General features: G+C 58.0%; 17 protein-coding genes. 5 read left to right on the top strand and 12 right to left on the bottom strand.

Features of this window, described 5'->3' with window-relative positions:
• Positions 1–2: 2 nt before the first annotated feature.
• From C6W88_RS15005 to C6W88_RS14990, 4 genes are all read left to right on the top strand, one after another.
• Positions 3–818: a peptidylprolyl isomerase gene (locus C6W88_RS15005; RefSeq protein ID WP_108133048.1), complete on the top strand. Its 816-nt coding sequence runs from the start codon at positions 3–5 to the stop codon at positions 816–818.
• 161 nt (positions 819–979) lie between these two features.
• A complete protein-coding gene (moaB, locus tag C6W88_RS15000) occupies positions 980–1,591 on the top strand; it encodes a molybdenum cofactor biosynthesis protein B (RefSeq protein WP_108133047.1) in 612 nt (203 codons plus the stop codon).
• Positions 1,588–2,850, top strand: a complete 1,263-nt coding sequence (locus C6W88_RS14995; protein ID WP_108133046.1) for a molybdopterin molybdotransferase MoeA — start codon at positions 1,588–1,590, stop codon at positions 2,848–2,850. Before moaB ends, C6W88_RS14995 begins: the two co-directional genes overlap by 4 nt.
• 58 nt (positions 2,851–2,908) lie before the next feature.
• On the top strand, positions 2,909–3,334 hold the full coding sequence (locus C6W88_RS14990) for a putative zinc-binding protein (protein WP_108133045.1): 426 nt from the start codon (positions 2,909–2,911) through the stop codon (positions 3,332–3,334).
• 170 nt (positions 3,335–3,504) lie between these two features.
• Here the strand turns inward: C6W88_RS14990 and C6W88_RS14985 are convergent, their stop codons facing one another.
• The 12 genes from C6W88_RS14985 to C6W88_RS21420 all read right to left on the bottom strand — a co-directional run bounded on the left by C6W88_RS14985 (position 3,505) and on the right by C6W88_RS21420 (position 16,715).
• A complete protein-coding gene (locus C6W88_RS14985; RefSeq protein ID WP_045994429.1) occupies positions 3,505–3,855 on the bottom strand; it encodes an antibiotic biosynthesis monooxygenase family protein in 351 nt (116 codons plus the stop codon).
• Between the two features lie 189 nt (positions 3,856–4,044).
• On the bottom strand, positions 4,045–4,398 hold the full coding sequence (locus C6W88_RS14980; protein ID WP_108133044.1) for a hypothetical protein: 354 nt from the start codon (positions 4,396–4,398) through the stop codon (positions 4,045–4,047).
• 146 nt (positions 4,399–4,544) lie between these two features.
• Positions 4,545–7,451, bottom strand: a complete 2,907-nt coding sequence (locus tag C6W88_RS14975) for an amidohydrolase family protein (RefSeq protein WP_181248631.1) — start codon at positions 7,449–7,451, stop codon at positions 4,545–4,547.
• 258 nt (positions 7,452–7,709) lie between these two features.
• Positions 7,710–8,123 (bottom strand): hypothetical protein, encoded by a 414-nt coding sequence (locus tag C6W88_RS14970; protein ID WP_108133042.1) that lies wholly within the window; start codon positions 8,121–8,123, stop codon positions 7,710–7,712.
• Positions 8,124–8,374: 251 nt separating this feature from the next.
• Positions 8,375–10,555 (bottom strand): hypothetical protein, encoded by a 2,181-nt coding sequence (locus tag C6W88_RS14965; RefSeq protein ID WP_108133041.1) that lies wholly within the window; start codon positions 10,553–10,555, stop codon positions 8,375–8,377.
• A gap of 2 nt (positions 10,556–10,557) precedes the next feature.
• Positions 10,558–11,097, bottom strand: a complete 540-nt coding sequence (locus tag C6W88_RS14960) for a macro domain-containing protein (protein ID WP_108133040.1) — start codon at positions 11,095–11,097, stop codon at positions 10,558–10,560.
• 601 nt (positions 11,098–11,698) lie between these two features.
• On the bottom strand, positions 11,699–12,820 hold the full coding sequence (locus tag C6W88_RS14955) for a Vgb family protein (RefSeq protein ID WP_197037130.1): 1,122 nt from the start codon (positions 12,818–12,820) through the stop codon (positions 11,699–11,701).
• Between the two features lie 569 nt (positions 12,821–13,389).
• A complete protein-coding gene (locus tag C6W88_RS14950) occupies positions 13,390–13,809 on the bottom strand; it encodes a GNAT family N-acetyltransferase (RefSeq protein ID WP_219906539.1) in 420 nt (139 codons plus the stop codon).
• A gap of 28 nt (positions 13,810–13,837) precedes the next feature.
• A complete protein-coding gene (locus tag C6W88_RS14945; RefSeq protein WP_108133193.1) occupies positions 13,838–14,320 on the bottom strand; it encodes a DUF6998 domain-containing protein in 483 nt (160 codons plus the stop codon).
• A gap of 98 nt (positions 14,321–14,418) precedes the next feature.
• Positions 14,419–15,045, bottom strand: coding sequence for a hypothetical protein (locus tag C6W88_RS14940; RefSeq protein ID WP_108133038.1), 627 nt, complete (start codon positions 15,043–15,045; stop codon positions 14,419–14,421).
• 119 nt (positions 15,046–15,164) lie between these two features.
• Complete coding sequence (locus tag C6W88_RS14935) at positions 15,165–15,530, bottom strand: cupin domain-containing protein (RefSeq protein WP_108133037.1); 366 nt, start codon at positions 15,528–15,530, stop codon at positions 15,165–15,167.
• A gap of 102 nt (positions 15,531–15,632) precedes the next feature.
• Positions 15,633–16,715, bottom strand: a complete 1,083-nt coding sequence (locus C6W88_RS21420) for a hypothetical protein (protein ID WP_146164672.1) — start codon at positions 16,713–16,715, stop codon at positions 15,633–15,635.
• A gap of 226 nt (positions 16,716–16,941) precedes the next feature.
• Between C6W88_RS21420 and C6W88_RS14930 the strand changes: the two genes are divergently transcribed.
• Positions 16,942–17,223: a phage integrase N-terminal SAM-like domain-containing protein gene (locus tag C6W88_RS14930; protein ID WP_269320708.1), complete on the top strand. Its 282-nt coding sequence runs from the start codon at positions 16,942–16,944 to the stop codon at positions 17,221–17,223.
• Positions 17,224–17,578 lie beyond the last annotated feature (355 nt).

The raw sequence follows: 17,578 nt of genomic DNA, 5'->3' as shown, positions 1-17,578 counted from the left end.
TCATGCAAACCATCCCCGTGGAAACCCTGCCGCACACAACGGTTCCCAGCATTCGTGTTGGTGACAGCGTGATCGGCGAGGAAGCCATCGCCGGGGAGATGCAGTTCCATCCGTCAACGGATCGCGAGGCCGCCGCCAAGGCGGCGGCCCGCGCCCTGGTCATCCAGGAACTCTTGCGCCAGCGCGCCGAGATCCTGGGCATCGAGACGGGCTCGCTGCACGAGCCCGACGAGCGTGCGATCGCCGTGATGCTGGATCAGGAACTGCAAGTCCCCCCGCCCGATGAAGAGGCCTGCGTACGCTTTCACGCGGCTCACCCCGAACGCTTCTGCGAGCCCACCCGTCTCAAGGTCCGGCATATCCTGCTGGCGGCAGCCCCCGACGACCTGGACGCCCGCGACGAGCAGTTCAAGAAGGCCGAAGGGCTGATCGACACCCTCAAGCAGCATCCCAAACGCTTCGATGAAATGGCGCAGCGGTTTTCGCAGTGCCCATCGAAGGACGAAGGCGGAAGCCTTGGCTGGGTCAGCCGCGGCCAGACCGTCAGCGAGCTCGACCGCGCACTGGAACCCCTGCCCGAAGGCCTGCACGAGCGTCCGCTGCCGTCACGCTACGGTTGGCACGTGGTCGTCATCGACGCTCGTCTGGAGCGCCAGCCACTGCCCTACGCCGAGGTCAAGGACAGGGTCGCCCACGAGCTGACCGAACAAGCCACCCGAGTCGCCCTGCGCCACTACCTGCTGGCGCTGGAAAGCGAGATCGGCGTCGAGGGTTTCACCCTGGCCGACGATGACGTCGACGGTCCCCTGATGCGCTGATAAGGGCGCTGACAGGTCGCTGAAAGAGCACAGACAGAGCGCCGACCAGGCGCCACTAGCGAACGACGCGTGCGACTCCCCCTTTCCCTCCCACCTGACACCCCCGCCAGACCTCAGGGTCCGGCGGGCTCCCTTCACGTTCTCTCCACCGGAGTCCTTGCATGTCTCATACGTCCACGTGCGCCGTGTTCACCCCGCTGGATATCGCCATCCTCACCGTGTCCGATACCCGTGGCCTGGACGAGGACGGCAGCGGCAACCTGCTGGCAGACCGGTTAGCCGGCGCCGGGCACCGCCTGACCGAGCGCGCCCTGGTCCCCGACGACATCTATCGCATTCGCGCCCAGGTCAGCGCCTGGGTGATCCGTTCCGACATCCAGGTGGTGCTGGTCAACGGCGGCACCGGCTTTACCGCCCGTGACAACACCCCGGAGGCACTGACGGTACTGTTCGACAAGGTCGTCGAAGGCTACGGCGAGCTTTTTCGTCTGCGTTCCTTCGAGGCCATCGGCACCTCCACCATCCAGTCCCGCGCCGTGGCCGGGGTGATCGATCGCACCCTGGTGTTCTCCATGCCCGGCTCGCCCAAGGCCTGCGCCATGGCCTGGGACGACATTCTTGCAGCCCAGCTCGACGCCCGCACCCGGCCCTGCAACTTCGTCGCCATGGTGGTGAAGGACAGCCAGCGCTGCACCAGCCGCAGCGCCGATCACCACGTCGCTTCAGTCAACGGGATGACGGCTCGACACGAAGCCCTGGAGGTCACCCCATGAGCGAGACCTGCGGCTGTGACACACCGACCAGGGGCCGCACCCTGATCGATCCCTGGCAGGCCCGCGAGCAGGTCATCGCCTTGACCCGCCCGCTGGAGGACACCGAGACGCTGAGAACGACCCACGCCCGTGGCCGCATCCTGGCCGCGCCGCTCAAGGCGCTGCACGACGTTCCCGGCATCGACAACAGCGCCATGGACGGCTACGCCCTGCGTCTGGCCGACCTCAAGCACCGGCTTGCTCTGCCGGTGGTGGCCCGGGTGCCCGCCGGCGCCGCCCCGATCACCCTGCCCTTCGACGGCTGTGCGCGCATCTTCACCGGCGCACCGATTCCCCGCGGTGCCGACGTGGTGGTGCCCCAGGAACAGGTACGGATCGACGACGCCGGCCAGATCCACTTTCCCACTGACTTGCACCTGGGAGACCATATCCGGCGACGCGGCGAAGAGCTCACCCAGGGAGCGGCTCTGCTCGAGCCAGGTGAGCCCCTCGATGCCATCCGCCTGGCGCTGCTGGCGGCCCAGGGCATCACCGAGGTGCCCTGCCGGCGTCGGGTGCGCGTCGCCGTCATCAGTACCGGCTCGGAGCTGGTCACGCCCGGCAAGCCGCTGGCCCCGGGCCAGATCTACAACTCGAACGCCGGCATGCTGCACGCCCTGCTGCAGGATCACAACGCCGAGCTTGTCGACCTTGGCAACATCAGCGACAGCGCCACGGCGCTGGAAGAAGCGCTGACCTTCGCCGCCCGCCAGGCCGATCTGATCGTCTGTACCGGCGGCGTCTCGGTGGGTGAGGAAGACCACGTCAGGCCCTGCCTCGAGCGCCTTGGCGGCATCTGCCTCAGCGGCGTGGCGATGAAGCCCGGCAAGCCCTTCACCCTGGGCTACATCGGCCAGTCCCCGTCTACCGGCACCCCGTTGCTGGGACTTCCCGGCAACCCCACCGCTGCCCTGGTCGCCTGGCACCTGTTGGGCCTGGCGGTACTGCATCGCCGACAGGGACGAACCATCGCCCCGCTGGCGAGCTTTGCAGTGCACGCAGGCTTCACCTACCGCGCCAACCGCACCCGCACCCAGTGGCTGCGCGTCCGCCTGGATCACAGCGACATCGCCCCGGTGGCCAGGATCGCCGGCGACCAGGGCTCCAATATGCTCAAGAGTGCAGCACAAGCCGACGGCTACCTCCAGGTGCCCCCTGGCCAGCAGGTGGTGCCCGGCCAGCGCTATCCCTACCTGCCGCTGAGCCAGTTCGCCCGCTAGTGAGACGACCTGAACACCGACAGCACACCCCAGAATGTTCCGACAAGGAGAGCCCACCATGGCCACCCCCTCACCCCTTCCTCTGGTCTACGCCTGCTCCGGCTGCTCAGACGTGGCCCAGCTCGCCAACAGCGTTGCTGTTGCGCTCGACCATCGCGGCATCGCCGAGATGTCCTGCATCTCGGGCGTTGGTGGCGGCGTGCCGGGGCTGGTGCGCAAGGCCCAATCCGGGCGACCGATCGTGGCACTCGACGGCTGCCAGATGCACTGCACCGCCCACTGCCTGGACAAGGCCGGCGTCAGCGCCACCCACCATATGCGACTGTACGAGCAGGGCTTCAAGAAGCGACGTGGCCGCCGCTACGATGACGATTGCGTGGAAGCCGTCATCACACAGCTCATTCCCATCGTTGACGCACTCGCCTGCGGCGACGCGACCCTCGACCAGAGCGACTCCCCTGTCAGACTCACCGCCCAACACTGAGCAAGGGCGACGCGATAACGCCAGCCCCGTCGGGTGAAAGTGGCGTGGCACGTGAGACCAATACGCAAGAACGACAAGGCCCCGCCGGGCTGCAGTGCAGCAGCTGCCCGGCGGGGCCTTGTCATTGGCCATGTCATATTAGCGGTGCGTCATGACAGCGACGTCGCTGCTCAGCTCATACCCGCTGTCTCGTCGAGTCCATACTCCCGCTCCACCAGTGCCACCCTGACGCGGTAGCTTGCATACCAGCGCTCGCGGCCCCTGGCCTGGGCCTCGCGATGATCCAGGTTGGCCTTCCAGGCGCGAATGGATGCCAGGTCAGACCAGTAGGACACGGTGATGCCGGCGGCGTATTCACCCGGCGAGCGCGCCGACTCCACCCCCAGAAACCCCGGCTGCTGTGCCGCCAGTTCGACCATGCGCTCGGCCATCTCGCCGTAGCCGTCATCCCCCGGCGTTCTCGTGGAGGTGAAGATCACCGCGTAGTACGGCGGTGTCGGTGTGGTGGCGATGGCACTCAACGGTTTTCCTCAGTGACGATGGACAATACACTCAGCGGCCGTCACGGAACTCGCTATCCGCCACGGCGAGCTTGGCAATGTAGCACGAGACGATATCAACGGCCTTCCCGGTGCATATGCCAGGCTGACACCAAAGACCTGCGCCGACGCCAGAGACCTGCGCCAGAGACCCGCACTGACAAGAGCGGATCAGAAACCACCGCTACCCGAGCCAATCGCCCCCTCATTGATCTGTTCAGTAAACGGATCCTCGAACCCCGAGCCTACCGCGCCTTCATTGATACCCGGGGTAAAAGGATCGTCGCGCCCTGATCCGACTGCGCCTTCGTTGATATCGTCGGTGAACGGATCATCGATGTCCGAGCCGATCACACCTTCATTCACGTCGTCAGTGAAGGGATCATCGAACCCGCTTGCTACCGCCGCTTCGTTGATATCTTCCGTAAAAGGATCGTCAAAGCCCGAACCCACCGCCGCTTCGTTGATGCCCCTGGTCCAGGGATCATCATGGGCCACGGCGCCTCCCGGCAACAGCGCCAGCATCAGGAAAAGTCCACAGACGCCATACCTCATGACATACCCCATGTCGGCAAAATGTCAGGATACAAGGTCCCATCCGATGCCATGCTGACCCGCATCCTGAAACAAGGGCCGTCAATTGACGACCCTTGTTCATGGCGACGAGGCACCTATTCAAGATTCATGGAAAAAGGCGCCACCAGGTCCTCCACGCGATAGGCATGACCGCCCTTCATCACCATTTCCACCTTGATGAGGTCACGGATGTCCTCATCCGGCTTCCCCCGGACAAAGGCGATATCCGCCATCTTGCCGACTTCCAGCGTGCCCAGTTGCTCGTGCAGGCCAAGCTCCATGGCGGGTACTGCTGTGGCAGACCTCAGCGCCTGGAACGGCGTCAAGGGGCCGCTTTCCAGCCAACGCAGATTGCTGTGGAGTCCGAAACCGACAAAGTCCAGAGGGGAGTCGCTGCCGGCGATCAGCCGCCCTCCCGCTTCGACGATCCGAGCAAGCGTTTCGGGATTATCCGCGTACTGTGCCAGGAAGTGGGAGTTGTCGGGGGAGCTGTCGCTGTCGAAGGCCTCCTGGAGGGCATCTCGCTCGGCCCGAGGGACCAACGCCTTGACCCTGACATCGTCTCTAATGTCGTTGTCGCCAAACAGCGATGGCTCCACCGCGAAGAAGGTCGACACCACCGACATGTTCGCCCGGGAAAAAAGATCGATCACATCCTGATAGGTCCTGCCCGTCAGCGAGCCGATACGCGAGTAATCCAGCCGCTCGGTGGCGCCCAGATGGGTCGTGCCGCTCTGGTCCAGATAGACGCCCGGGGCGAGAAAATGCGAATAGGTCGGCACCCCTCGCTGACCCGCTTCATCGGATACCGCTTTCATGAAGGCCGGGTTCATCCGCACATAGGTCTTCATCACATCGAAGTCCAGGGCCTCGGCGCGCTCCAGCTCTGCCGATAACTGGCCTTCGTCGGCTACCGGGCGCATGGCATTGTAGTAGATGCGCGAACCATCGAGCGGGCCACCCGTGTAGAAGAAGCGCGGACCGACACGCTTCCCTGACGCGATAGCCTCGTGGTCGCCCACCGCTCGGTAGGCAAGATCCCCCACCGAGACCGTGCTGGTGATCCCCATGGACAACAAAAGGCGGCCCTGCCGGGCGCCATAGCCGAAGGTGTGATTGCCCCAGGTCTGGTGGGTGTGACCTTCGATCAGCCCCGGCACCGCAGTCAGCTCGCTGGCGTCGATGACATTACCCTGTGGCCTGCTGTCATCGTGCGAACCGATGGCGGCAATTCGACCGTTCACCACCGTGATGTCGACATCGGTGAGCACCTCGTCACTTGCGCCGTTCCACAGGCGGCCAACGTGCACAACCGTGCTCTCAGGCAGCTCCTGTGGCGACCACTCGAGCCTCACGTCGATGTTCTGGACCTCACCATCGTCGAGGCTCACCATCTTGAGTTGACCATCTTTCAAAAACAGCAAGCGGGATGCATCTCCGCTCCAGGAAGGAGAATCGGCGATGCCCTCTGCGACTCGCCTCGGCTCGCCTGTGGGGCGGCCTTCGGCGGAGACATCCATCACGTAGAGCGCACCATCCAGTACAAAACTCATCTTGCCGCCGTCAGGCGCCCAGACGGGACCATTGTCGGAGCGAGTGGTGATGGAGGCATGCTCGGCAACCGGATAGAAGCGCTGCTCACCCGACGCGACATCGACCACCAGCACCTGATTGGTGCCCTCCCTGAAACGGCTGGTGTAGGGCACGACACCGGCAAGCGCGACGTGCTTGCCATCGGCCGACCAACTGGCGCGGCCAGGCTGAAACATGCCTTCGACGATAGCGCGACTTTCACCTGACGCGATATCGATCACCTTGGTATCGCCCGAGGCATTCTGATAGACCAGCCTCGAGCCATCCGGCGACCAGGCGGGGTAAAGCTCTGTCTCATCGGAGTTCGTCAGGGCCCACTTCTTGCCGCTCGCCATCTCGCGAATCCAGATGTCCAGAGCGCCACTGCGATCACTGACGTAGGCCAGTCGCTCCCCATCAGGCGACCAGGCAGGGTCGGACTCGTAGTAGACATCGTTGGTCAAGCGTTGCGGAGCCTCGCCGACCGGCATGAGCCACAGGTCATTGAGCGCGGCAAAGGCGACCTGATTGCCGTCGGGGTGCAACGCTGGCGTCACGATCCCCTTCACCTGGTGCCGCCCGAACCCGACAAGGTCGTTCTCGCGGCTGAAGTTCGGTCTGTCGATCGATAGGCTGGCGGCGAAGGGAATCGGGACCAGATCATCAGACCCGGCTTCCAGGCGCATCAGTTGGCCATCGGCCGCCAATACCGCACTGCCGTCGGCCTGCCAGTCCACGCGGAACGGGAACACATCGTGTCCGTCGAGGCGCACCTCGTCGCCCAGCATCAATTCGGTCTTGCCTGGAGTCGAACGAATCCAGGATATCGGCTCATTGTCCCCCGCCGACCAGGAAGGGGCGTAGGCAATCCCCTGAATATCGGAGACCAATGCCTGGATGTCTCCTGCGCGGCTTACCTCCTTGATACTCGTACGATCGGCGACGTAGGCGATACGATTGCCGTCTGCCGCCCAGGTGGGGTACGCCTCTTCTTCAGGCGTATCGGTCCACTGGGTAAGGGCCCGCGTTTCCAGCGTCATCGTCCAGACGTCATAGCTACCGCCCCGGTCGGACACAAAGGCGATTTCACTGCCATCGGGCGAAAGCTCTGGCTCGCGCTCGTCCCAAGGCGCACCCGTGAGCGGTTTCAAGCCTTCGCCATCGCTGTCCATCATCCAGATATCGAAGGTTCCCTGCTGGTAGGCCTGCATGACGATAAGGTCACCGGACGGCCCCCAGTGCGGCCTGGCCGGATCGAGACCAGGCTCTGTTAGCTTCACCGTCTCCCCCGACGCCATGTCCAGGCGCCAAAGCACACCTTGAATATCGAGGACGGCCTGGCTGCCGTCTGGAGAAACAGTGGCGGCAAGGTTCGTCACTTCCTGGAAGTCGATGTCGACGGGTTCCGCTACCGCCGTTCCTCCCACCATAAAAGGCACCAATGCAATGCACCTTATTGGTCTTGAGAAAAACATGGCTTTCTCCTACGTCAAAGCGCAATAAAGAGGGCATGCTGACGTAAGAAAGATAGATTCCACGATTAAAGAGTCGTCATATTTTTTAGTAGCAACGACTTTCGTCTTGCTCCAATAACCTACAATCTTGCGAAATATTTCAACATCAAAAAAATGCAACGTTCTCAGATAGACAATCCACAAAAAAGAGAGCCTAAATTTCTTTCCTCCTGTTCAAATAACGGAGGCCTCGATAAACCATCTTGGCTTCAGTCGACCGAAGTCTTGTCGAACATTACGCTTCAATGATTTCTTCGAATCCAGTACGCTCTCTCCCCCTTCGTCTCGACGAAAGACGACCCAATGCCAGAACGGTCGCCCTCTCTCCCGTCGCCATTTAATCGCCAGCACAGCCAGGTCGGGAAGCCCCTCCCAGGACTCGAACGGCAACTCCCTGGCGCCCAGCTCGACCCCCAGATCGGTTGCCAGCCGCCTGACGTATGCGGTATCAGACCAGAGCGCCTGGTCCTGTGCGTGGATGCCCAACGCCTTGGCCCTGCTCCTGGCCTCGGCGTAGCTTACGCCGGCCAGAACCGCGCACGTCGCGATACCGCAACCGGATATCTCTTCCTGAACAACTGCTTTCATTACTTGCCCTCCTCCATTGGCCGTTCAGCGCACGGCCACTAGGCGCTGCCCGAAAAGTCGACGAGCGAAGCGCTCGTCAAGCCTCCCTCGACAGGCTGCCTCGCCAGCAGGCGGGGAATCCCGCAACCAGATGGCGTTACGCCGAGGCGCAGAACTCACCAATCAGTAAAGGGCCGGAACCCTGCTCGGGTACCGGCCCCTCCTGCCATCTCTTTTCCTTCTACTTTCTTGCGTTTCTTGTGGGCTCGAGCCTAGCCGATGGGATCTACCTCGACCAGCGGCTCCCGCGGCAGCAAGGGTCGCCAGTAGGCAAGCTCAGCGGCCACCGGCAACAGATTGACCGACACATCCTTGCGAGTCGGTTTGCACGGACGGCAGCGTCGCTCTATACCGGGCTGATTGAGCTGAATACAGGTGTACAGCTCCAGGCCACGGGCATCGATGGCGCTGACACACAGCTCGCACTTGAACAACTGGCCCATTTCGGTCGCGATCTTGAGCCGTCGTCCCTCCAGTCGATAGGTAATGATGCCTGCCGCGCTCTTCACCTTGCCATCGCCCTGTTCCAGGGTCTGCCCACACAGGCACCACTCGTAGTCCACCGGGAAGGCCGTGAGCCTGGGCCAGGCTTCAAACACGCCGCACCATCGCACCGGGCTGGAACGACAACGAGAACAGTCCTTCGCAATGTAGTCAGTCACCTCTCCGCGCTCTGTCACGCTCCATCGTGCCGCAATATCCAGCGATGGCGTCGGGGTGTCGAAGGTGATCCAGTCCAGATGCAGTGCCCCCTGCTGATCGATCTGGCGCCAGGCACGTAACTTGGCCAGGCGCCCTTCGGACGTGCGCATCCCGAAGACCACCTCATGGTGAGGCATGAACAGGAACCATCGCGGCCACGTGAGGGGTATCAGGCCCAGAGACATCTGGCTTGTTGCCAGCGGCAGGCGCGATATCTGCACCGGTGTCAGCGCGCCGAAGGAGGTCCCCGTGACCGTCAGCCCACTGCCACCGACGGCATTCAAGCCGCTTGCGGGATTCCAGGCGAGATCGGTTCCGGGCAGCACCCCCGCACTGAGGGCGCCACTGTCCAGATCCACCGAGAACCCTCCGAGACCGACGTTTCCGCCCTGGTGTTTTACCGGCACCGAGACCGACCGCACGATGCTCGAGCGCAATTCCAGATCATCGAGGACGATACTGGACAGCGTCAGACCACCACCGATCGGCCCGAGCGGGATCGCCGGCAGGCCACCAATGGCCCCGCTGATGCCATCCGAAATCAGACCATCGGCGATGCCTTCTGCCACCGCCTCGACAATCGCCAGCACCACGGCGGCAATGATGACTCCGACGATACCGCCGAACAGACCTCCCAGACCGAGTGAGGCAAGCCACACCCACCAGGCCAGGTCCACATCGGTATCCACCACCGGCGTGGTGGCAGTCACCGTGATCGCCCCAGCATCCAGACCGATATCGATGAAGAACGAGAAATTCGACTCCGCCGACCAACCACTACCCGAGTCGGTGGCACGTCCCGTGACGGAAATGCGATTGGCGACAACGCGAGCCTCAAGACTTCGAAGCGTCCCCTGACCACCCGGTGCGGGGATACTGCGGTTTAGCCTCAAGGGGGTGTCGAAATCGGTGACAGGTCTGCCCATGGAGCTTGCGATACGTGGGCGCATTACCCTGGCCAGCAACCAGAAGTTGCTCATCGTCACCAGCGACTGGCTCCCGGCAGGGATCAAGCTGGAGGTGACGTTATTGATATTACCCCCGCCGTCGCTGGACATGCGCACACCGAACGCAAGGCAATCACGATCCAGTGCCGTGGTATCGTTCACGGTGGTGACATCGATGTCGAAGACGGTTGTCGCATCCGTATCGTCGACGACCGGGATCGCTGGCGTCAGATCGATTCGACCGATGCTGGACTGAAGCTGGTCGAGCACGACTCCCGCCATCATGTTCTGCGCCTGCGTGAGGCTCAGCCCCGCAACATCCAGAAGCGGCTCAAGCAGTGACACCGACGCAGGATCGAAGGCCACATTGACCGTGGGCGCACCGGCATTGAAGTCCATGGTGGCGAATTGATTGCTGCCCTCGGTCACCATGGCGATACTGTCCACCACCGTGATGGCGCCACCGATCGGGGCGACCGTCAACGCCAGGGGCGCGGTGATCTGGAGCTGAGAATTGGAAAAGGGAACGGTCAGCCCCATTCTCGGCCGAGGGCGGTCCAGGTCGGCGACGGGGGTATCGAAATTCAGATCGGCGCTCCCGCTGACACCGCCTGCATTGACTGGCACGCTGATACTGGGTGGAAAGATCCCTCCGGCGAGGAAGGCCGTGGCAAGTTGATTGTTGAGTTCGTTCTCGGAAATCTGAACGAGCATGTCAAAACCGGCTGTTCGATCCAGTGCCATGACTAGCCCTCCTTGTGAACAGCAAAGCCATCATCGTCCTGCGGCTTCGCACCCGGCTTGATCTCGCCGATACGACCACGCGGGAAGGCCGCAGCCTTGAAACCCGCCACCTTCACTCCGGGACCTACCACTGCTGTCTGTTCGACCTCCCCGTGGGCCCGCTCGACGGCCTTCAGCTCCTGCCTTGACAATTTGACACCGGCCTTGAGCAAGGCCTCGACAGGACGCGCCATGTATAGGCTCGCGTTCGCCTCGTCCTTGGCCAACCACTCCATCATCAACTTGTCGGCCTCCTGGAGTTTCTTCATCACCTCCTCTGGTAACGCAAGAGGCTCGGCATCCCGACGGGGCGCTCCCTTGCGAGGACGGCAGCGCAGAGGACGCTTGGGGAGCGCGAAGTCTCCTCCAGGAACGAGGCGCACATCGATGTTGGCCTCAAAGCCCTGGGGCACCTTGGCCACCACGAGCTCTTCCGCCCGATCCTTGCCCAGCCCCACCTGAGAGCGGCATGGGCAGGGATCGGGGTCTTTTGACGTGTTCATGTGTTGGCTCCTTGACGTTGAATGACGTTTGCAACTTCGCAGGGCAGCGCAGTACAGGTCGTCAACAAGAAGCTCGGCGAGAAATAACGCTACCCGGGTCATCGAAACGATGACCGAGCGGGGGGAGTCGACTTCCGGGACGTCAGCCCACCGAAACAGGAAGCAGGCGACCGGAATCTGGTGCTATGCGAGGCAGGAGGGAAACATGCTCGGACACCGGAGCTTTGGATAACGGGCAAGGCGCCCCGACAGCGTCCCCGCGCTGACCTCTTTCATCTGACACGGAAAGGAAAGCGCTTCTGGCGGCGCAGCCCTGAATAAAATGTGCTTAAAAAGGCACCGGGGCCACGACCGCAGGACACCAAACATCTCGGCTAATTTATCAAGTACTTACCAAGTATTCCTGATGGATTCAATCAGAATGACTACCCCCGTAGAACACTCTTCCTAAGTAAACTTGGCCTTTGAAGCATAGACCGTCTTCATCAATGTGACGATGTCCAATCAGCCATCAGGTCAACAAACGAAGGCACCCCGCCGAGAGGCTTTCTCGACGGGGTGCGTGAAGGGGAGCTACGGACACCGGAACAACCGGAGGCCCCTAGCGATTGATCTCGACTCGAATGATGCGATTGGTGGCGCTCTGATGAATCAGCAGGTCGCCATTCCGGGTCGGTCGCATATGCCGCACGATACCGGCGTAAATACCGCCAGACGGGATCGCCCAGCTCTGGAAGGTCTCAGTGACGGGATCAAAGCGCACCAGAGCATCGGGGCGCATCCCGGATTCGTTGTACCAGACCACGCCATCGAGTACCGCGATCGCGTAGGGATGAGACTTCTCGCCGCTTGGCGACGGCCACTCCTGCACCTCACCGCTGCGGGGGTCATAGCGCCCAAGCCGGCCCCTTCCCGAATTGACGTACCAGATCATGCCGTCATCGGCGATATCGAGCCTGCGCACAGTGGTTGCCTGATGGGGAAGTTCGATTTCGGTAAGCGCCATGGTGTCGGGATCGACCCGTACCAGGCAGTTGCTGCCATTGCAGGCCACCCAGGGTGTGCCCTCTGCATCGATCTTGATGCCGTAGGGGCGTGACCCCGAGCTAGGCATGGCAACGAGTTCGACCTCACCGGTTTGCGGATCCAGGCGTCCGACGCGATTGGCGTGCTGCGCCGTAAACCAGAGAAGACCGTCATCATCGAACACCGCCGTATGGGGATCACGCACCGAGGGGTCAGGCATGTCGACCACCTCGATATCACCACTGGCCGGGTCGAGACGCCCCAGCGTCCCGTTCTTGTTGCCGGTAAACCACACACCACCGTCACGATCCAGCGTCACAGAGTGAGGCATGCTGCCGGGCGGCAGCGGGTATTCACGCATCTCACCGGACATGGGATCAATGCGCCCCACCAGATTTCCCCATTGGCCCGCCCACCAGATCCCGCCGTCTGGCGCCTCGGCCGGATCCCTTGAGCGCTGCCCGAGCGTCGGCACCACCCATTCGTGGAAGCTGATATCGGTATCTCCCTCAAGCAACGTCGGTGCCCGTCGCTCATTGGGAGGAAAGTGCTCCGCCAGATAGTCGGCGATAGCCCCGCGGCGGGCAGGATCACTCGAGAGATCCACCATGGTGCCCATCAACTCGAGCCACCCCTCACGGCTGTAGCCAAGGCTCTGGCTGATGCGACTGACCGGATGGCACACCGAGCACTGCACTTCGACTGCCTCCCTGCCCTCCCCCGATGGCAAGCCCGCGCCCAGGGCCGCCGACGAACCAGCAAGCAGCCAAATCGAGAGACATAGCCCCTGACCCCCCATCTGCCTGGTCATACGCCACCTCTCCGAGCCTGAACCTGAGCCTGAATGCATCGCGTGCACCGAGTGCACACTTGGGTGTACCGCACTATTTGATCGCCGGCCTCGGTTAGCCTGATGCATCCTCAGCCACCCGCTCACCGATTCGATACCGGATACCACCGAGACGGCACCATAGCGCTAAGCACCATCCGTCCTGAGCCACAGGACGATCGCCCATGCCGATGCCTATTCAGCGTAGGAAAAATGGCGCGGCCCTGCAGGTCCCGTTCGATGCCACACGCACTTGCTCATTGAGACCGCCAAGCCGCGTGATCCCGCGTTCCAACAAGCTTGACAGGCATCGTCAGTCAACTAAAGGTGCTCAATCCAAACGTGCACTACAGACATACACTAGGCCTTCAAACGTGGACTCATGAAACGCAGACGCACTATAGACTTGTATAACATGAAGAAACTCCCACGTTTTTCTACTCTACAGGCTTCCACAGAGTCTTAGATTGATCTTTGTAGCCTAGCTCTTTATAGAACCTCTCCGCATCTTCATTAAAGGACATGACCTCCAGCCTAATTTGCTCCGCGCCTTGTGCTTTAGCCCAATCATCGCAATGGGACATCAACATACGACCAATACCAGATCCTTTTGAGGCTTCATCTACGACTATGGTACCGACTCGACATATCGGGCTACTTATCAGAAACGGAATCGACTCATTTCGCGTAATTTTCGCTGTTACAAAGCCGACAATGTCGCCGTCAATCTCTGCCACCAGGAAAACTCTAGCCGTTTCATCTAAAGCGCTTAGAAGGAAATCCTTTTCCGCGTCAGAAGGTTGTACAAATGCCTCTGGTGCATTGTCAAAGTGTACTAAACCAAGCTGATGACTCAAGCGTAGAAGTGAGTCTATGTCTGATCGTTCAGCCCTCCTTACTCCCAAATTCTGACTGTGTTTTTCTTGGCACACGACTTACTTCCTCGACGGTTTCATTAAGCTTCCGGAGTGTGTTGACAGAGACTTGAAACTGACCATTACTCGGTAGACGTTTACCTCTGAAATGGCTCCATACAAGGTCTCCTGGTCCATTGTAGATTTCCTCGAAAGTACCATCGCACAAGATTTTGATGACGATCGTACGCTGCGGTTGACTTCGAAACGCCACTGAATTTGACTGCGTTGCTTTTATCTCGACTTCCAGGCCGGACTCAGTAACTGCGTCATAGCCTTCGTTGGACGCTGCCATCAGCTCCAGATTATATGCATCCGCAACGAGACATTCCCCCAAACTACCAACCATATGTCCATCCGGCGTAAAGTGCCTTCCAGGAAACATGGCTTCCAATTCGCTAACCGTTGCATAAAGTTGTTTGACCAAGGCGCGTAACTTATCGTGATCGATCATCCGGGACCTGATACCTAGATGGCTGGACGATCTATCGTCGACTCTCTTCGTCATACGGTGAACCTTCCAAAGCCTAACTCTGAACGAAGCGGCGCGTCTCACGCATCCGCCTTCCGTGACTTGTTACATAAGTCGATTGCCTTCTGTACCCTCTTTGCGGAAACAACTGAAAACGTCTGGGACAAGAGAAATAATCCAAAGAATATTAAAAATAGAGAAACTCCAATCACAAAAACAATTCCAACTATCGATTGTGATTGAATAGCATTAGTCATCGTCAGAAACAGAGAGCCTATTAGCAACAATAAAATACCAGCTATAATATTGTACCAATAGCCAATCATGTCGAAGGTCGATATTTTTACCTCTAATTCACCATTATTTATCTCTAAATGGCTCCTTGCTCTTATAAAATGAGCGATCGAAAGCTCTCTATTCAGTCTTACATGCCAATCAATGCATGCATCCCTAACAACCTTTTGCATCTTCACTTTATGAGCCAATCTAAAATATTCATTTTCTATTTCATCTTCGAAATGAACCTTCAGGTTTCCATTTATCGAACATACAGACACAGCTTCCTTCAATAGCTCGATTCTTCGCTTTTTATAGATGTCTGCAAAGGACAAGATATGTTTTAGGTTAAATAAAATTCCCAAAACAATCGCGATGGAAAATGCGACGTACTCTCCCTGAAAAATGAACTCAAATGCCTTGTCAAACACTCTTCAACCTCCTATTCATGTAACGCCGCGTTAAGGTGTGCAGCTACGTGTGCCATACTTGAGAGAAGCGAAACCGGCACACGTTGGGAGTCACTCTTAAACGCTTTGTTAGCTGTAGTTTACACCCAGACGTCATTTTCGGCAGTTAGCTCACTACTTTTATCACCTGTATTAACGACACCTTTGGGTTCAACAATCATGATCTTACATTCGGTGCTAGAGCTTGGCTTGTGTTCTACGCCTTTAGGGATTACAAACATTTCACCTGCATTAAGCGTGACCATGCCATCTCGGAACTCTATGTTAAGCACACCTTCCATAACGATGAAAACCTCATCTGTATCAGGATGATCATGCCAAACAAACTCTCCCTCAACTTTTACCAACTTAAACTGATAGTCATTCATTTCTGCAATAATACGCGGTGACCAATGCTCAGAAAACTTTGTGTATTTATCTTGAAAATTAATAGATTCAAATTTCATATTGACTCCAGAGCTTCAAAGACAGCTAACGCCCGCAACAGCGGAAATTTAGGAGCGCCAGCAAGTAAATTTTCCGACTGTTTGCGCTTGTTACATTTTGGCTCACAGCACCCTCCAGAAACACTCATCATCACTCAGGCTATCAATTCCTTTTAAGTTTGTGTTTACATCGTTGATGAAATTAACCACTTCAGGGTTTAGGGGGGATCTATATGCAAGTGCCAGACCTGAAATAAACACAAATTTTGATACTACTGCCATATCTTCGAGAAATGCCTTCGTTTCAGCTGCGGAGCTTTTGCCATACGTAAGATATATACCATCACGGTAGTTAGCCTTGCCTCTGTAGCGAAATGCACAGTGCATAAAGGCTACTGTTTTTGCTAATTGTTTATTCCTATCTTCTTTAGCAACTTTAGTCCTAAAATCACTGTAAATAGATTTCTTAAGAACTCTCTCCTTGGTTAACCATGTATAGTATTTAGCAGTACCAGAAAGATACTCTAATAGCATACCTCTTGCTGCATCTTCATTTTCTGGAAATGTTTTACTTAAACTAAAGCTATTCGCAGAGACATACAGAGGAAGCTTTGACCAGTACTCTTCATTTTTCACATGTGATGCTTTCATGTTGAAGGGGTGAGGCATTTGGTCACTCAAATTTGAACCGAAAGCCCTATAAACTGAAGCGTGGTTATCATCTACTGTTTGGCCAGTAGAGCCAAACATTGACAATATGGAAAAATAAACTGAGTAATACCAACTAACTATTGAACTGGGAAGCATCCAAGATTCACTGTCGGAATTTTTCGCAGATGTTTGTAAAGCAAGGCTGTTAGTTAATGATGAGTACAGTGATTCAAAAACAATACTGTTATTTAAAGGCCTCAATCTTTTGGGGTATGCAGCCTTAAAATGCCGAAGAGAAGATTCAAACTGTTCCTTAGTTGAAACACCATGCTCATTCACTATTTCAAAACGAAGAGCCTTCATCCAATTGATTGTGCTCTGCCTAGCAAATGTTGGAACTCGAAGGTCATCTTGTTTAAGAACTTCTGAGTAGAGCCAGTTATCCATAATCTCTCCGAGAAATGTAACATTTTTAATTGTATGCCTGCTTAAATTGACGCCGCCCGGACCTGCATAAAACGCTTCACATCTTCTTGATACTAACAAGAAATTCATCTTATGCCTTCTTCGCCCTTAGTCGCCAATACGCGCATGCTCGAATTCCTGCGAAAGTGTGCCTGACATTCCACCGGACTCTGCTGACATCTCTCTGATGTTCTGCCTTTTTTCTGGAATTTGTGCGGAGAAAACATGCGTTCTTCTGTTGCTTTCCAGGCACGGCACCTGGACGCCTCTCAATATGCTGTATGAATGTATAGTTACCGTATTCGGGAGGCTACACATGAGCAAGAGCCCGTTCCTGGAGTCCATCCGCCGAGATCTACGTTTGCGTGGCTACAGTATTCGAACAGAAAAGACGTATCTGCACTGGATAAAGCGGTTCATCTTGTATCACCATCGCCGACATCCTGCTGAGATGGGTGCACCCGAGGTGCGCGTCTTCCAGACATCGCTCGCCAACGACAGCGGTGTCTCGGTCAATACGCAGAAGATTGCGTTGAATGCTCTCGCCTTCTTGTACCACAAGTTTCTTGGTGTCGAGTTGGGACCGCTCGATTTCTAGCACGCGCACCAACATCGTAGGCTTCCCACCGTACTGACGCGTGCCGAGGTCACTGCGGTCCTTTTATGCAGCTAGCTTGCGCGCCCGGGAGTTCTATGTCGTCGGCATCACCTGCACGACTCGGTTTGCTGGCACATCCAGCCCATTGGATCTGCTATAGCATCGACACAGGCCCGGCGTGGATACTCCGGTTGCCGATTACCCTTCAGGCAGGCTACCGCGGGAGAATGTCACACAGACACGCCCCTTCCCTGGCGATTGATGCCACACCCTTCTATGAAATCAGCACTACCCACCAGGCTTGAATAAGGCGTCCTGGCTTCCACGCCCGGATGGAGCTGGACTGTCTGTCATT

The sequence above is a fragment of the Halomonas litopenaei genome, from assembly GCF_003045775.1.
GTDB classification, from domain to species: Bacteria; Pseudomonadota; Gammaproteobacteria; order Pseudomonadales; family Halomonadaceae; genus Halomonas; species Halomonas litopenaei.
Note: the sequence above shows the minus strand (reverse complement) of the source record. Positions and strands in the feature narration are given on the sequence as shown.

What these genes read in the sequence shown, in the direction of transcription:
- C6W88_RS15005 (WP_108133048.1), top strand. Translation starts at nt 3, where the DNA reads ATGCAAACCATCCCCGTGGAAACCCTGCCGCACACAACGGTTCCCAGC.
- moaB (WP_108133047.1), top strand. Translation starts at nt 980, where the DNA reads ATGTCTCATACGTCCACGTGCGCCGTGTTCACCCCGCTGGATATCGCC.
- C6W88_RS14995 (WP_108133046.1), top strand. Translation starts at nt 1,588, where the DNA reads ATGAGCGAGACCTGCGGCTGTGACACACCGACCAGGGGCCGCACCCTG.
- C6W88_RS14990 (WP_108133045.1), top strand. Translation starts at nt 2,909, where the DNA reads ATGGCCACCCCCTCACCCCTTCCTCTGGTCTACGCCTGCTCCGGCTGC.
- C6W88_RS14980 (WP_108133044.1), bottom strand. Translation starts at nt 4,398, where the DNA reads ATGCTGGCGCTGTTGCCGGGAGGCGCCGTGGCCCATGATGATCCCTGG.
- C6W88_RS14975 (WP_181248631.1), bottom strand. Translation starts at nt 7,451, where the DNA reads ATGGTGGGAGGAACGGCGGTAGCGGAACCCGTCGACATCGACTTCCAG.
- C6W88_RS14970 (WP_108133042.1), bottom strand. Translation starts at nt 8,123, where the DNA reads ATGAAAGCAGTTGTTCAGGAAGAGATATCCGGTTGCGGTATCGCGACG.
- C6W88_RS14965 (WP_108133041.1), bottom strand. Translation starts at nt 10,555, where the DNA reads ATGGCACTGGATCGAACAGCCGGTTTTGACATGCTCGTTCAGATTTCC.
- C6W88_RS14960 (WP_108133040.1), bottom strand. Translation starts at nt 11,097, where the DNA reads ATGAACACGTCAAAAGACCCCGATCCCTGCCCATGCCGCTCTCAGGTG.
- C6W88_RS14945 (WP_108133193.1), bottom strand. Translation starts at nt 14,320, where the DNA reads ATGATCGATCACGATAAGTTACGCGCCTTGGTCAAACAACTTTATGCA.
- C6W88_RS14935 (WP_108133037.1), bottom strand. Translation starts at nt 15,530, where the DNA reads ATGAAATTTGAATCTATTAATTTTCAAGATAAATACACAAAGTTTTCT.
- C6W88_RS21420 (WP_146164672.1), bottom strand. Translation starts at nt 16,715, where the DNA reads ATGAATTTCTTGTTAGTATCAAGAAGATGTGAAGCGTTTTATGCAGGT.
- C6W88_RS14930 (WP_269320708.1), top strand. Translation starts at nt 16,942, where the DNA reads ATGAGCAAGAGCCCGTTCCTGGAGTCCATCCGCCGAGATCTACGTTTG.